Origin of the sequence: Mariniflexile sp. TRM1-10, assembly GCF_003425985.1 — a bacterium.
Lineage (GTDB): Bacteria > Bacteroidota > Bacteroidia > Flavobacteriales > Flavobacteriaceae > Mariniflexile.
Map to the genome: position 1 here is coordinate 790,828 of NZ_CP022985.1, position 16,468 is coordinate 807,295.

Below are 16,468 nucleotides of genomic sequence, written 5' to 3' on the forward strand. Positions count from 1 at the left end.
TGTTATTTAATTGTTCAAAGTTTTACATAGAACTCATCTTATTTTTTTAAAGGTCATATGCCATGCCATGAGGAAAATCTATATAAAATTTTGCATTTGGTTAATCATGGACATTTCATATAGAATACCTATTTTTATAAAAAATTTCAGTAAATGAGCACGAAGGAAACTTTTTTTAAATACATAACAGAAGGCCATGTTTGTAAAGGCGATTTTATATCTGTTGGTGCAGCCATGCTAAACGGCGAAACCTTAACCAATGCCTTGGTAAATATTCCATTAAAAACCTTAAACCGCCATGGCTTAATAGCTGGAGCTACGGGTACAGGAAAAACAAAATCACTGCAAGTATTAGCCGAAAATTTAAGCGATAAAGGTATTCCTGTATTATTAATGGACATTAAAGGTGATTTAAGTGGTATAGCACAACCAAGTCCTGGACACCCGAAAATTGATGAACGCCATGCCCAAATAGGTTTGCCTTTTGAAGCTAAAAGTTTTCCTGTCGAAGTTTTAACACTTTCTGAGCAAGATGGCGTGAGACTTAGGGCTACCGTTAGCGAATTTGGTCCTGTTTTACTATCTAGAATTTTAGATTTATCGGATGCACAATCGGGTGTTGTGGCAATTATTTTTCAATATTGCGACGATAACAAACTGCCTATTCTCGATTTAAAAGATTTTAAAAAAATATTACAATACGCCACCCAGGAAGGTAAAGCAGAATTTGATGATGCTTACGGACGTATTTCTACATCATCAACAGGTGCTATTTTGCGTAAAGTGGTCGAGCTAGAACAACAAGGTGCCGATTTATTTTTTGGCGAAACCTCCTTTGATGTAGATGATTTGCTACGTATTGATAATAGCGGTAGAGGCTATATAAATATCATCCGATTAACCGATATTCAAGATAGACCGAAGTTATTCTCAACCTTTATGTTGAGTCTGCTTGCTGAAATTTATTCCACATTCCCGGAACAAGGCGATAGCGACAGACCAGAATTAGTGATTTTTATAGATGAAGCGCACTTAATTTTTAACGAAGCATCCAAAGCACTACTCAATCAAATTGAAAGCATCGTTAAATTAATCAGAAGTAAAGGAGTTGGCCTCTATTTTGTAACCCAAAACCCAACCGATGTACCTGAAGCGGTTTTAAGTCAGTTAGGTTTAAAAATTCAACACGCCCTTAGAGCTTTTACAGCTAATGATAGAAAAGCTATAAAATTAACCGCACAAAATTATCCAGACTCTGATTATTATAACACTGTTGAAGTATTAACATCACTTGGCACAGGTGAAGCGTTGGTTTCCGCTCTTGACGAAAAAGGACGCCCTACGCCCCTAGCTGCCACTATGATGCGTGCGCCAATGAGCAGAATGGATATTTTAACCGATTATGAATTAAGGACATTGAATTCACAATCGAAGCTCGTTAAAAAATATAACGAAACCATAGATAGGGAAAGTGCTTACGAACTACTTAACAAAAAAATAGAGCAAGCTGAAACCGAAGAAGCCAAGAAAAAAGCTAAATTAGAAAAAGAAGCTCTCGAAAAAGCCGAATCAAGACAACGTGCTACAACAACTTCTCGAAAAAGCACAGCAATGAATCCCATAGTAAAAGTACTCACTAGTGCAACTTTTATCCGTAGCGTATTTGGTATTTTAACTAAAGTAATGAAAAAATAGGTTGCTTATAGACCTTAAAAAATCAGCATAATGAATCCATTCTTATCAAAACTGTTAGTTGATATTGCTCGAAAGCGACTTCAATCTAAACAGAAAAATAAAACTGTAAGCAAAAAGGAGATAGTTCCTTTAGTAAGGAAATTTCAGGTTGAAATATCACATGCCATTAAAGAATATATTTTTATTGTAGTGGGTGTGTTTTCGGCTGGCTTTGGCTTAAAAGGGTTCTTGCTACCAAATCGATTTATTGATGGTGGTGCTACAGGTATTTCGCTATTACTTCAAAACATAACCTCTTTGGATTTAAGTTATTTTTTAATCCTTGTTAACCTACCTTTTCTAATTTTAGCATCACGAACCATTGGGTTAAAATTTGCTATTAGAAGTATTGCAGCCATTGCCTTATTAGCTTTTGTAGTTCATTTTGTAGAATATCCAACTATTACAGACGATAAATTACTGATCTCGGTTTTTGGCGGTTTCTTTTTAGGTTTAGGAATCGGTATGTCTATGCGAGGTGGCAGCGTCATTGATGGCACCGAAGTATTAGCCATTTTCCTAAGTAAAAAATTATCATTAACTATCGGAGATGTTCTTTTATTAATCAACATTTTAATATTTTCCGCTGGTGCTTATATTCTATCTATGGAAACAGCACTCTATGCCATTTTAACGTATTTAGCAGCTGCAAAAACAGTTGATTTTGTGGTAGATGGTGTTGAAGAATACGTTGGTGTTACCATTATATCTACCAAACACGAAGAATTAAGACACATGCTTACCAAAGAATTGCAAAGAGCTTGTACCATTTACGCTGGCAAAGGTGGTTTTGGTAAAAGCGGTGATAGTTACGATAAAGACATTATTTACACTGTTGTTACTAGATTAGAACTTGCTAAATTGCAAACCGAAATTGATAAAATTGACAGAAATGCTTTTATAATTATGGGTATTGTAAAAGATTTAAAGGGTGGGATGATTAAGAAGAAACCGCTTAAATAATGTGTAATGAATAATGAAAAATGAATAAATGTATTATGACAAAAATCCATGACTGATAAAAAATACACCATACAAGACAATCCTTTTATTGTTCCAACAACCGATGGAAAAATAATTAAAGAACATTTTGGGGTGGCAACCAACGGTAATTCCCAAATAAGTATTGCCCATATGAAAGCACCTGCGGGCTGGAGCGAACCTTTTCAAACGCCCGAATTTGACGAATACACCTTTATAATTCGCGGTAAAAAACAGTTTATTATTGAAAACGAAATCGTTGTTTTAGAAGCTGGTCAATCCATCAAAATAAACAAAAATACCAGAGTGCAATATTCCAATCCGTTTACCGAAGTTTGCGAATACATAGCCATTTGTACGCCTGCTTTTTCTATGGATTTAGTAAACCGAGAAGATTAAATGAACAAACACCTTGTCAAAACTATTGGAAGCTTTATAAACTTCATAAGTTTTCTTTCCCCCTATTACGCTGCTAAACTAGCCGTTAAAATATTTTCAACACCTCGAAAAGGCAAACTGAATGATGACGAAACAAACTATCTAAAATCTGCCGCTCAAGAGACTATTACTTATAAAGATGTCCCCATAAAAACGTATTGTTGGAGCGGAAAAAAAGACACTATTTTACTGGTCCATGGTTGGGAAAGCAATGCATTCAGATGGAAAGATTTAATAAAAATTTTAAAATCTGAAGATTACAACATTATTGCTTTAGATGCACCTGCACATGGCGATTCTGGAAGTAAAATTTTCAATGCAGTGCTGTATTCAGAATGCATTAATTTAGTCATTAAACAGTTTAATCCTTCCATTGTTATTGGGCACTCTATTGGCGGTACAGCTTCAGCCCTAGCTATTAACAACCATGAACTACCTGTTAAAAAATTAGTGTTACTTGGTGCGCCTTCAAATTTTGATGAAGTTATTGATAATTACGTCAAAATCATGGGATACAACAAAAAAGTAATCAAAGCAATAAACGACTATTACTTAAAACATTTTGGGTATTTTCCTGAATTTTATGCCATTCAAAATTTCTCGAAGAATATCCAAGCAAAAGGACTCATCATTCACGATAAAAAAGACCGAATCATATCGTATAAGGATGCTTTGCATATTTCAAAATACTATAAAAATTCTAAGCTTATAAAAACCGCTGGATTTGGTCATGGTTTAAAAAACGAGACCGTTTACAAGCATATTTTAGAGTTTTTAAACACCTAGATTTGTTGTACTTTTGAAACATGAAGCCAGAATGGGCTTTTAGAGACTGTTTAAATTTTGTTTTTGGAATGTTTTATAGGGTATTTTTTTGTCAGACAGGGCCGAGCGTATAAAAAAGGTCTGGGGAGACCTTTTTAGCGAAGGAGCCAGGCTGCCGCGAGGGAGATTCATAGCCATAGCTATGGATCGAAAAATAGCTGATGTACGGCGGAAAAAGACACATAAAAGAGCCAAAGGATAAAACTTAAACAGTCTCTTAACAACAAAACCATCATTATTACCAAATTATCTGGATTGATTTAAAATGGTTTTTGATTTTTTTATTCAAATGGAAATAGAATTAAAACGCATCAATAAATTTTTAAGCGAAGTTGGATACTGCTCGCGCAGGGAAGCTGATAAACTTATCGAAGCAGGACGTGTAACCATAAACGGCGTTATACCAGAAATGGGCACAAAAATAGCCCCTAATGATGTGGTTCATGTAGATGGAAAAGAAATAAATGCTTCAAATGAAGCCTTTGTATATTTAGCTTTTAACAAACCTGTAGGTATTGTTTGCACAACAGACACAAGTGTTGAAAAAGACAACATCATCGATTTTATAAACTACCCCAAACGTATTTTCCCTATTGGAAGGTTAGACAAACCCAGTGAAGGTTTGATTCTGCTAACCGATGATGGCGATATTGTAAACAAAATTCTTCGTGCCAGCAATAACCACGAAAAAGAATACATTGTTAGGGTAGATAAACCTATTTCGCAAACCTTTATTGAACGTATGGCAGGTGGTGTTCCTCTTGAAGATTTAAATAAAGTCACCAATAAATGTGTGGTTGAAAAACTGAGTACTTACGAGTTTAAAATCATATTAACACAAGGTTTAAACCGACAAATCCGCCGCATGTGCGAATACTTAAATTATGAAGTTGAAACGCTAAAACGTGTTAGAATAATGAATATAAAACTCGATATGCCTTTAGGTGAATACCGAGAACTCACCAAAGAAGAATTTAGCGAATTAAACAGACTGATTAGCGATTCAACAAAAGAGTACAAACCCAATAAATTTCGCCGAAATTAATCCAAGCCACTCGGATAAACCGATTACTTAATATGGGAATTATAAAACGCTCTCACTTAATTTTGTAATGGGCATCATACCCTTTGACGCTATCTTAGCATTAAAATAAATTTTGAAACTATGATACGAATATTGGCATTCATTTTGACAATTGGAGGTACGATAGCCTTAATTCTAGGGGTTTTAGGTCTTTTTGGTAATAACTTTGTAACACTCAGCCCTTGGGCGTTAACCATATTAGGTGGTGTCTTCTTTATCGCAGGTGTATCCATGCTAAAATATAGAAAGGACGAACCCGCTAACCCAATCGAATAGAAAATTTAGCTAAAAAACCTTTTAACAATAATTAAGAAGATAGAGAAACGTTTTGACTCCTAATTAGAACTACGTCTCTCGCGAGCTAATAGTGTATTTTTTAACAACATAGCGATCGTCATAGGACCAACTCCCCCAGGAACCGGTGTGATATAACTTGCTTTTTTGCTAACACTTTCAAAATGTACATCACCTGCAAGTCTGTAACCACTTGTTTTTGTAGCATCTGGCACACGGGTAATTCCAACATCAATAATCACAACGTCTTCTTTAACCATATCACCTGTTAAAAACTCTGAAATACCAATAGCGGCCACAATAATATCGGCAGCTTTAGTAATTTCAGCCAAATTTTTAGAACGGCTATGTACTACCGTAACTGTTGCATCTCCTGCTTTACGCTTTTGACTCATTAAGATACTCATTGGGCGCCCCACAATATGGCTTCTTCCCATAACTACCACATTTTTACCAGACGTTTCAACTTGATAACGCTCTAATAATTCCAAAATACCATAAGGTGTTGCTGGTAAAAAAGTAGGTAAATCTAAAGCCATTTTACCAACGTTGGTAGGATGAAACCCATCCACATCCTTATCTGGATGCACCGCCATTAAAACCTTTTGTTCATCAATATGCTTTGGCAATGGCAATTGAACTATAAAACCGTCGATATCATCATTGGTGTTTAGCTCATTAATTTTGGACAACAACGCTTCTTCTGAAGTATAATCAGGCAAATCTATTAAAGTAGAATTAAAACCTATCTTTTCGCAAGCTTTTACTTTTGCATTTACATAAGTCATACTGGCTCCGTCGGTTCCTACTAAAATAGCAGCAAGATGCGGCACTTTTTCCCCTCTAGAAATCATGGCACTTACGTGTTCTGCAATTTCTTCTTTAATATCGTTACTTACTTTTTTTCCGTCTAAAATTATCATAAAAAATAGTATTCAGTAGCAGTCGCAGTCACAGTTTGCTTACTCATTGCCTGTATTTACTCCGAATTTGCTTGGATTATTAATCATATAGTTTATAAGTTTCCCGACTTCAATATCTAGTTCGGTTAACTCCAAATGTTTTTCTTCATCAAAATAATGACATGCTAAAGCAAAATCTAACCATGTACTCGTTTCCGAATTCTCACCATCAGCATCTGTAAGTTTGCTTATAAAATGTTTTGGGTAGATTCTTTTTCTATACGCTTCAGCTATATTTGCAGAAACCGACCTAGAACTTCTTCTTATTTGGTCTGTTAAAGAATATGTTTCTTCCTTTGGAAAGGATTTAGAGATTTCAAAAATTAACATAGACAACTCAAAAGATTTTTGATAAGCTAATAGTTTTTTGAAATCCATAAAATTTAATTTTCACTACTTAGAACTGAGACTGTGACTGAGACTGCGACTGTAACTACAAACCAATTAACGCATCCCTTTCATCATTTGCATCATTTTTTTACCGCCACCACCTTGCATCATTTTCATCATTTTGCTCATTTGGTCGAATTGCTTTAAAAGCTGATTGACTTGTTGCACCGAAGTACCAGAACCTTTACCTATACGTTGTTTTCTACTCGAATTTATAATAGAAGGATTGCTTCGTTCTTTAGGCGTCATAGAATGTATAATGGCTTCGATACCTTTAAACGCATCATCATCAATATCAACATCTTTTAACATTTTTCCAGCTCCAGGAATCATACCCATAAGGTCTTTCATGTTTCCCATTTTTTTGATTTGCTGAATCTGCTTTAAGAAATCATCAAACCCAAATTGGTTTTTGGCAATTTTCTTTTGAAGTTTACGTGCTTCCTCTTCATCAAACTGTTCTTGGGCACGTTCAACTAACGATACCACATCGCCCATTCCCAGAATTCGGTCTGCCATTCGCGATGGGTAAAACACATCAATAGCTTCCATTTTCTCACCAGTACCGATAAACTTGATGGGCTTATTTACAACCGATTTAATAGAAATAGCGGCCCCACCGCGGGTATCACCATCTAATTTGGTTAAAATAACACCATCAAAATTCAATACATCGTTGAAGGCCTTTGCTGTGTTTACAGCATCTTGACCTGTCATAGAATCTACAACAAACAAGGTTTCTTGTGGTTGAATGGCTTTGTGGATGTTCGATATTTCGGTCATCATCACTTCATCTACCGCTAAACGTCCCGCAGTATCTATGATGACTACATTATATCCATTTGCTTTTGCATGTGCAATACCTGCTTTTGAAATAGCTACGGGGTCTGTATTGCCTCTATCGCTAAAAACCTCTACTCCTATTTGATCGCCTACAACATGCAGCTGGTCTATCGCTGCTGGTCTGTAAACATCACAAGCAACCAATAAAGGTTTTTTTGATTTTTTTGTTTTAAGATAATTTGCAAGTTTACCAGAAAAGGTTGTTTTACCAGAACCCTGTAAACCAGACATTAAAATAACACTTGGGTTACCAGAAAGGTTGATACCTTCGGCATCACCACCCATAAGTTCGGTTAATTCGTCTTTTACTATTTTAACCATTAACTGCCCTGGCTGTAACGTTGTTAATACGTTTTGACCAAGTGCTTTATCTTTAACTCTTACGGTAAAGTCTTTTGCTATTTTAAAGTTAACATCGGCATCTAACAAGGCACGACGCACTTCTTTTAATGTTTCGGCTACGTTTACCTCAGTGATGCTTCCGTGACCTTTTAGTACGTGTAAAGCCTTATCTAATTTATCGCTTAAATTATTGAACATAATTTTTATTGAAATTTTAAGAACTGCAAATTTAAGTATTTGATATATATAATAGAAGTAACATGCTATAAAAAAGACAAATAAAAAAAAGGTTGTTAAAACATGTGCTTAACAACCTTTATAAAGGAAACTCTAATATAATAAATAATTAACCTAACTAATCAAAAACATTAAGTTCCCTTTTTACCAAAAGCATAATTAATTTTTCTTTTCAAGTATTAATAGTCTTTCAATTTCTCCTGTTGAGCTTAAATCTTTTAACTCGATTCTGTTTGATGAAATCTCTTTAATTTGCCATCTAAATGTTAGCTCATTAAATGGTGCTTCATTTGCAAAAAGCAAGCCTAAAAACAAGCCATTATTGCGGTACGCTAACCAAGATCCTGCTGTAATACCAGCATTGGGGTCGGTTACTTTTATTCTTCCGGTTTCTAAAAAGTTAATAGTGTAACCAGCAAAATTCTCTGTTGGATCTTGAACATGCTCTAAACCATCGTCGTATTTAGTAACTTGCCAAGTACCTACGACTAGAACGTCTTCAATATAGTTTACATCGCTATCAACTCTTAAACAGTGTCTTTCCAAAACCATTTTATTGTTGGCGTTCTCTAGTTTAATCAAACCTGGCTCTAAAAATGTAATTAACCATTCTAGTTTTAAATTTGGTCGTCCATCCAGGTTAATCTGTAAAATAAAACCAGCGTTCCTAACACCTATTTCATAAGTACCCGCTACAAATTCGCCGTTTATTCTAATTTTAACTTCGTTGTTTGGCAAGAATTTTAATGGCGTTCCTATATAATCTTTTTCATTATCAGTACCATTAATACTTAAACGTGCTATTCTCCAAAAACATTCTTGTAAATAGTTTTCTATACGCTCTTTAGTAATATCTACAACAACATCGCAATTTTTCTTTAAGATGATTTTATTACCTCCTTCTGTATATAATTTGATTCTTCCGTACTCAATTTCATACACAAACCATTCTAAAGAAAAATCTACAAGGGTATCGAATTCTAATTTAATAGCCACACCATGGTCTGTAGCACGAGTGCTCCAAGATCCCGTTAATATATCGCCTCCTCTTTTACGAACTTTAACCACACCGTCTTCTTTAAATACCATAACATATTCTAGATAGGTATCGGTTAAACTATTTTGGTTTCTATTAACTTCATAAACCACCCAAGGACACGTTTTTAACAAATTATCTAAACGCTCTTTTGTGAAATCATCGTCATGATAATCATTGTTATCGTCTTCATTACAAGCATTTTTTGCTTCTTTAATAACGTTGTGTAACTCAAGGTTGTTATTTACTGTTACAGTAGAGCCATCTGAATATTCCATAGTTACAGGAAAATTAAGACTAGCTAACAATCCATTTTCATTTCTTACACGTTCTATAAACCTGTATAATTGTCTATCGCTTTCAATAGTCACCACATTAATAACCTGAAAGTCTGTATTATAAATTGAAAATGATATAGGATACTGAAAATCGATGCATTCAATATCATCATCTTCTTCGTTTTCACCATGACATGCTTTAATTAAGTTTTCTAAAGCATCATGGTTTTCAATCACAACTTCATCATGATTTGCTAGTGTGATGGTGATGGGAAATATAATTTCTAACTTGTCAACGTCATCCTCAAATTTATTGTAAATAGCCTCAATGGTTTTATAGTCTTCTTTAGAATCTATAATTAGTTCTATCCCATTCGCTTTAACAGTAACAGGCAATTTAACAGACAAACAACTTGCCCTGTCTATAATATTATCGGAAGATCCGTCCATTTTAGACGTGGCACTTATCATACTTGTCAATTCAGATGTTGCCACAAGCGCTTCGGTTTCGGTAGGTGGTGTGACTTCAATGACTTCATCTTGACAAGACGTAAACAATAAAAGGGCAAAAAAAGGTAGTAGTAATAATGTTCTTAATTTAGTTTTCATGATTCTTGATTTTGGGTTCAACATAGCTTTTTGATTATAAAACAGGCTAACTTTAAAAATTCCTACCCTCTTCCCTAAAAAAAAATTCCAAATTCTAAGTTCCAAATTCCAAAAATCCTATTTTAGTGGCACAATCAACAACTAAAATGACTAAACAACTACATGAAAATATTTGCGAAGAGCGCTTATTTTCTTCAATATTTAATAAATACGCTAAAGATTTACATAACTTTTTATATTACAAATATGGCGATTTACTAAACCCAAAAGACAAAGTACAAGAAGCTTTTATTAAACTTTGGGAAAATTGCGCCAAGGTAAGTCCAGACAAAGCTAAAAGTTTTGTATTTACCACTGCCAATAATTTAATGCTGAATGAAACAGCGCACCAAAAGGTGGTATTAAAACACCAACAGATCAAACCAAAAACATATACCAACGAAACTCCTGAATTTCTAATGCAGGAAACCGAATATATGGACAAACTTCAAAAAGCACTTTCAAATTTAACCGATGCCCAACGTGAAGCGTTTATGATGAACCGGGTTGAAGGCAAACGCTTTAAAGAAATTGCTGAACTATTGGAAATTTCTACCAAAGCAGTTGAAAAGCGGATTTATGGAGCGTTGGAGAAGTTGAGGAAAGATATTAAGGAGCTGTAGCTGGTTGTTGGTTGTTGGTTGTTGGTTGTTGGTTGTTGGTTGTTGGTTGTTGGTAAAAAAACTAAACTTTGAAACTCTGAAACTCTGATGCTTTGAAACTTTTTTAAAAACAGGGTAGGAAAAAATAAAAGTTAACTGTTATATAATTGAATATCGAAATGATGAACAGAGAAGAATTAATATCGAAATGGTTAAATAACGATCTAAACGATCAGGAACTTGAAGCGTTCAAAATGCTTGAAGACTATAATGATTTAGTTAAGTTAGATCATGGTATACAAGCTTTTAAAGCTGAAGATTACAATACGTCTGCTGAATTAGAAACCGTATTAAAAGCCATTAAAACCTCAAAAAAACCATCAACACATTGGGTAAAACCATTGGTGTATGTTGCAGCTGTTCTTGCTATTTGTTTTAGCATATACTATTACACTACAACTTTAGATACTACCGTTACTACACAATTTGCGCAAAAAACATTGGTAGAACTACCAGATAACTCCAGTGTTAATTTAAATGCAAAATCCCTCTTAGTATTCAATAAGAATTCATGGAAAAACGAACGCGAAGTAACCCTTGAAGGCGAAGCTTTCTTTAAAGTTGCCAAAGGGTCTTCGTTTAATGTTATAACAAAATCAGGAACCGTTACGGTTTATGGTACTCAATTTAATGTGAAACAACGAGCGCATTATTTTGAGGTTATTTGCTACGAAGGTTTAGTGGGCGTTACTTACAATTCTCAAGAAACAAAATTAAAACCTGGCGACAGTTTTTTAATTATTGATGGGAAACAAATTGCTAAAGAAAAAGAAAACCGCTCCACACCTTCGTGGGTAAATAACGAAAGCACCTTTAAAAGCTTACCTTACAAAGAAGTGATAGCCGAGTTTGAAAGACAGTACGATGTAAATATTACACTTTTAAACATCGATTCCAATCAGCTATTTACAGGTAGTTTTGCGCACAATAATCTGGAAGTTGCTTTAAAGGCAATTACATTACCTTTACACGTAACCTATAGTAAAACAAACCGTACCATAACATTAAAGCGTGAGTAGAAAAGGACTCCTTTCTATTTTTTTATCATTGTTTTTTTTGAATGTTGCCACCCTAAAAGCGCAAACCGTTCAAAAAGAAAAGCAACCGCTTATTGCCATTTTAAAAATTCTTGAAGAAAAATATAGCATTCGTTTTTCTTATATAGATGACACCATTAAGGAAAAAAAAGCACTACTACCCAACTCCAATTTAAACTTAGAAGACGTTTTAGAATTACTTAAAGCCGAAACTTTATTAGATTTTGAATTGTTGGACAACCGATTTGTTGTTATTAAAAACAAAACCGAAAACCAACCCAGCGGCTTCAAAATGCAGCGTTTAAAAGAAGTTACTATTAACAACTATCTCACCACCGGTATTACAAAATTAAACGACGGTTCCATTGTTATAAAACCCGAAACATTTGGCATTCTTCCAGGGTTGATTGAACCCGACGTTTTACAAACCATACAAGCTTTACCGGGCGTTTTAAGCACAGACGAAACCGTTTCAAACATTAATGTGCGTGGTGGTACCCACGACCAGAACCTGCTGCTTTGGGATGGCATAAAAATGTACCAATCGGGACATTTTTTTGGGCTTATTTCGGCCTTTAACCCTTACACCACAAAACATATTAATATTTACAAAAATGGCACAAGCGCTAAATATGGCGATGGGATTTCGAGTGTTATAGACATGGAATTACCCAATAGTATTGATAACCAATTTAAAGCTGGTTTGGGTTTTAATTTAATAAATGCCGATGGTTTTGCTAAAATTCCGCTTTCAAAAAAAACAGAATTACAACTAGCGTCGCGTCGCTCGGTGACCGATTTAATTTTAACCCCTACTTACGACCAATATTTTAAACGTATTTTTCAAGATTCCGATTTAACCAAAACCAATAAAAATTCAATTTCAAAAAACGAACAATTCTATTTTTATGATGTTAACATGAAATTTTTATACAACATCACTGATAAAGACAAAATTAGAATTCATTTTTTAAACGTAAACAATTATTTAAATTACGACGAGCAATCTTCTATAAATGATAGAAATGAAGCGTTTAATAGTAAATTATCGCAACAAAATATGGCCTCCGGAATTACTTATACCAGAAATTGGAATAAATCGCTTTCTTCAACTTCGCAATTCTATATATCGAATTACGATTTAGATGCCACAAACCACGACATTACCAACAACCTTCGATTAATTCAAGAAAACGAAGTGTATGATGGTGCTGCCAAAATAGATATTAATTACGTACCAAACCTTAAATTAAAAATAAACGGCGGGTACCAATTTACTGAAGTTGGCATTAGCAACTTAGAAGATGTTAACAACCCTGTTTTTAGAAGTTATATAAAAGAAGTTATTCGCAGCCATGCGGTTTATGCCGAAACGGGGCTGCTATCAAACAATGCCAAAACGAACCTAAAAATGGGCGCGCGATTAAACTATATTCAAAAATTCCACTTGTTTTTTGCCGAACCACGATTAAGTTTCAGTCAGCGATTTCTAAATAATTTTAGGTTGGAAATTTTAGGTGAATTCAAAAGTCAAACCACAACCCAAATCATCGATTTGCAAAATGATTTTTTAGGTATTGAAAAACGCCGATGGGTTTTGGCAAATAACAATGAAGATATTTTAATTGACGATGATGGTAGAACTATTTACCCTGTTCCCATTTTAAAAAGCAAACAACTATCGGCAGGCATTCATTTCAACAAAAACAAATTACTCATAAGTGCAGAAACTTATATAAAAAAAGTAGATGGCATTACTACACGGAGCCAAGGGTTCCAAAACCAATATCAGTTTGTAAACAGTATTGGCAGTTACGAAATTAAAGGCATAGACTTTTTATTGAATAAACAATTTAGCGATATGGTTAGTACTTGGGTTTCTTATTCGTACAACACCAATAATTATACGTTTGACACTTTAAATAATGGCAAAGCCTTTCCTAACAATACCGATATAAGACATGCCGTTACATTAGGAGGCACTTACACTTACAACAGCTTCAAATTTGCTTTAGGCTTAAATTGGCATTCGGGAAAGCCAACCACAACACCGAGTGAAAACGATGACCCCAACGATGATGTGATAACCTATGAAAATCCCAATAGTTCCAATTTAAAAGACTACTTACGTACCGATTGTTCTGCTACTTATCAATTCAATATTTCCAATACTTCTAAAGCAACGGTAGGAGTTTCTGTTTGGAATATTTCAAACGAAAAGAATATTCTAAACAGCTACTACACTTTAGATGATGAAAATTTGGTTACTAAAGTTGAAAATCATTCATTGGGCATTACCCCGAATATTAGTTTCAGAGTTCATTTTTAATACCTTTTTTTAAATAAATCGGTAGCCATTTTATTTTGAAAAACGGAACAAACCATTTCATATGGTATCGCTTTTTCTTTATTGGTGTTTCTGTTTCCAAATCATGGCGATTTCATATATTTGGTTGAAAATTATCAGGGCTATGCTACTATTAAACATTTTAGACACCTCACTTCCGTTTACCAATCCAGTATTGAAGTTTCTTGTCATTTTAATCATCATTTTACTAGCCCCAATCATTCTTAATAAATTTAGAATCCCACATATTTTAGGACTTATTGTAGCAGGTGCTGTTATTGGTCCTAACGGTTATAATTTATTACTGCGTGATAGCAGCATTATTCTTTCCGGCACTGCAGGCTTACTCTATATCATGTTTTTAGCGGGTTTGGAAATAGACATGAACGAATTCAAAAAAAACAAATTCAAAAGCCTTTTGTTTGGATTGTTTACGTTTTCAATCCCCATGGCTTTCGGAATTTTAGTGGGTATTTTTATACTGAAATTTTCCGTACTCACATCGGTTTTACTTGCCAGTATGTTCGCTTCACACACCCTTATTGCCTACCCCATTTTAGGTAAATTCGGCATTGCAAAAAACCGGGCAGTAAATCTTGTTGTAGGTGGCACCATGATAACTGACACCCTGGCACTTTTAGTATTGGCGATTATTGTTGGCATGACCAAAGATACTGTAAATACTGAATTCTGGATTCGCCTTATTATATCCGTCATTATTTTTGGAATTATCGTTTTATACGGTTTTCCAATTTTGGGAAGATGGTTTTTAAAGCGCTTTCAAGACAATATTTCACAATACATTTTTGTTTTAGTCATTCTTTTTCTAGGAGCTTTTTTAGCTGAAGCTGCAGGTATCGAAGCCATTATCGGTGCCCTGCTTTCGGGTTTTGCACTTAACAGGTTAATTCCTTCCACATCCCCATTAATGAACCGCATTGAGTTTGTTGGTAACGCCATTTTTATTCCTTTTTTCTTAATAGGTGTGGGTATGTTGATAGATTATCGCGCATTTTTTACGGATTTTGAAACCATCTTAGTCGCTTTGGTTATGACAATTGCAGTGACATTAGCAAAGTTCATTGCAGCTTGGGCAACACAAAAATCGTTTAAATTTTCGAAAGATGAGCGCCATATTATTTTTGGTTTGAGTATTGCACATGCTGCCGTTACATTGGCAACAGTTTCGGTAGGTTACAATATTATTATTGGCGAAACCGCCACCGGAGAGCCTATAAGGCTATTAGGGGAAAGCATTCTAAACGGTACCATTATCATGATTTTGGTAACCTGTACCATTTCAACTTTCGTGGTTCAAAAAGGAGCAAGAAACCTATCGTTATTTCAATCTACCGCAAAAGACAAAAAAAATGTGGAAAATGAGGAAAAAATACTCATTGCCATTAACAATGCCGAAACGGCTGAAGAATTAATTGGTTTGAGCACCATTATAAAATCCAAAGAAAATAAAAACGCCCTGTTTGCATTACATGTCATCAATAACGACACTAACGATTTAAACGCTGAAACAAGTGCTGTTAAACTATTGGACAAGGCCCTAAAAATAGGCGCTTCTACCGATATTAAACTCAACAAATTGCTGCGCTACGATTTGAATATCATGAATGGTATTTTAAACGTTGCTAAAGAAAAAAAGGCAACCGATTTAGTATTAGGTTTGCACGTTAAAACAAATATCTCCGAATCGTTTTTAGGCGAATTAACCGAAGGCGTTTTATCAAAATGCAACGCCACCAGTTTTATTTACAAGGCGTCACAACCCATCGCCACTATAAAAAGGCATATTGTTATTATGCCAAATCATGTAGAAAACGAAGTTGGTTTTCCTTTTTGGCTGCTTAAAATCTGGAACATCTCTTACAATACGGGTGCTAAACTTATTTTTTATGGCACCGAACAAACCATAAAAGTGATTCAGAATATTCATGAGGAACACCCTATTGATGCCGATTTTGTAACTTTTAATAATTGGAATAACGCCAAGGCAATGTCTGGTAATATTAAGTTAGACGATAATTTAATTTTTATTTTAACCAGAAAAGACGAACCTTCTTATCATAAAAACATAAAAAATATTTCCATTTACTTAACCCGTTATTTTAAATCGAATAATTTCATTTTGGTTTATCCCATTATGAAAGATCTCACCGTTAATGAAACCATCGAATTTAACAATCCATCTTTACTTGAACCCTTAGAAAAACTGGATGAAATTGGCAAAAATATTGCGAATGTGTTTCGGAGAAAGTAAGATTTCAATAAGTAGGGAAGGTTTATAAAAAGATAAATATTTTACGTAAACACGTTAA

At 34.5% G+C, this 16,468-nt stretch carries 14 protein-coding genes; 10 read left to right on the forward strand and 4 right to left on the reverse strand.

All coding sequences use genetic code 11. The features are described from left to right. The first annotated feature begins 153 nt into the window (after positions 1 to 153). The 6 genes from CJ739_RS03650 (at position 154) to CJ739_RS03675 (ending at position 5,338) form a co-directional block, all read left to right on the forward strand. Positions 154 to 1,695 carry a helicase HerA-like domain-containing protein gene (locus tag CJ739_RS03650; RefSeq protein WP_117172690.1) on the forward strand — a complete coding sequence of 514 codons (1,542 nt, stop codon included), beginning with the start codon at positions 154 to 156 and terminating at the stop codon, positions 1,693 to 1,695. Between the two features lie 30 nt (positions 1,696 to 1,725). Continuing rightward, positions 1,726 to 2,697: a YitT family protein gene (locus tag CJ739_RS03655; protein WP_117172691.1), complete on the forward strand. Its 972-nt coding sequence runs from the start codon at positions 1,726 to 1,728 to the stop codon at positions 2,695 to 2,697. Positions 2,698 to 2,745: 48 nt separating this feature from the next. Further along, a complete protein-coding gene (locus CJ739_RS03660; protein ID WP_117172692.1) occupies positions 2,746 to 3,114 on the forward strand; it encodes a cupin domain-containing protein in 369 nt (122 codons plus the stop codon). After that, positions 3,115 to 3,939 carry an alpha/beta fold hydrolase gene (locus CJ739_RS03665; RefSeq protein WP_117172693.1) on the forward strand — a complete coding sequence of 275 codons (825 nt, stop codon included), beginning with the start codon at positions 3,115 to 3,117 and terminating at the stop codon, positions 3,937 to 3,939. 328 nt (positions 3,940 to 4,267) lie between these two features. Continuing rightward, the gene (rluF, locus tag CJ739_RS03670; RefSeq protein WP_117178701.1) at positions 4,268 to 5,023 is read left to right on the forward strand and encodes a 23S rRNA pseudouridine(2604) synthase RluF; all 756 of its coding nucleotides are present in this window, start codon (positions 4,268 to 4,270) and stop codon (positions 5,021 to 5,023) included. 120 nt (positions 5,024 to 5,143) lie between these two features. Continuing rightward, positions 5,144 to 5,338, forward strand: coding sequence for a hypothetical protein (locus CJ739_RS03675; protein WP_117172694.1), 195 nt, complete (start codon positions 5,144 to 5,146; stop codon positions 5,336 to 5,338). A 59-nt stretch (positions 5,339 to 5,397) separates the two neighbouring features. On the opposite strand, the gene CJ739_RS03680 is transcribed toward CJ739_RS03675, so the two are convergent. From CJ739_RS03680 to CJ739_RS03695, 4 genes are all read right to left on the reverse strand, one after another. Beyond that, on the reverse strand, positions 5,398 to 6,279 hold the full coding sequence (locus CJ739_RS03680) for a bifunctional 5,10-methylenetetrahydrofolate dehydrogenase/5,10-methenyltetrahydrofolate cyclohydrolase (protein WP_117172695.1): 882 nt from the start codon (positions 6,277 to 6,279) through the stop codon (positions 5,398 to 5,400). A 39-nt stretch (positions 6,280 to 6,318) separates the two neighbouring features. Continuing rightward, positions 6,319 to 6,696: a four helix bundle protein gene (locus CJ739_RS03685; RefSeq protein ID WP_117172696.1), complete on the reverse strand. Its 378-nt coding sequence runs from the start codon at positions 6,694 to 6,696 to the stop codon at positions 6,319 to 6,321. A gap of 66 nt (positions 6,697 to 6,762) precedes the next feature. Continuing rightward, positions 6,763 to 8,091, reverse strand: coding sequence for a signal recognition particle protein (ffh, locus tag CJ739_RS03690; RefSeq protein WP_117172697.1), 1,329 nt, complete (start codon positions 8,089 to 8,091; stop codon positions 6,763 to 6,765). 198 nt (positions 8,092 to 8,289) lie between these two features. Continuing rightward, entirely contained in the window at positions 8,290 to 10,053 is a 1,764-nt protein-coding gene (locus tag CJ739_RS03695) for a hypothetical protein (protein ID WP_162880121.1), read from the reverse strand. A gap of 146 nt (positions 10,054 to 10,199) precedes the next feature. On the opposite strand from CJ739_RS03695, the gene CJ739_RS03700 reads away from it, so the two are divergent. The 4 genes from CJ739_RS03700 to CJ739_RS03715 all read left to right on the forward strand — a co-directional run bounded on the left by CJ739_RS03700 (position 10,200) and on the right by CJ739_RS03715 (position 16,410). Continuing rightward, positions 10,200 to 10,715, forward strand: a complete 516-nt coding sequence (locus CJ739_RS03700; RefSeq protein ID WP_117172699.1) for an RNA polymerase sigma factor — start codon at positions 10,200 to 10,202, stop codon at positions 10,713 to 10,715. A gap of 158 nt (positions 10,716 to 10,873) precedes the next feature. Further along, positions 10,874 to 11,773 (forward strand): FecR family protein, encoded by a 900-nt coding sequence (locus tag CJ739_RS03705; protein WP_236951592.1) that lies wholly within the window; start codon positions 10,874 to 10,876, stop codon positions 11,771 to 11,773. Next, positions 11,766 to 14,120: a TonB-dependent receptor plug domain-containing protein gene (locus CJ739_RS03710; protein ID WP_236951593.1), complete on the forward strand. Its 2,355-nt coding sequence runs from the start codon at positions 11,766 to 11,768 to the stop codon at positions 14,118 to 14,120. The genes CJ739_RS03705 and CJ739_RS03710 overlap by 8 nt, the downstream gene beginning before the upstream one ends. 142 nt (positions 14,121 to 14,262) lie before the next feature. Then, a complete protein-coding gene (locus CJ739_RS03715) occupies positions 14,263 to 16,410 on the forward strand; it encodes a cation:proton antiporter (protein ID WP_117178705.1) in 2,148 nt (715 codons plus the stop codon). Positions 16,411 to 16,468 lie beyond the last annotated feature (58 nt).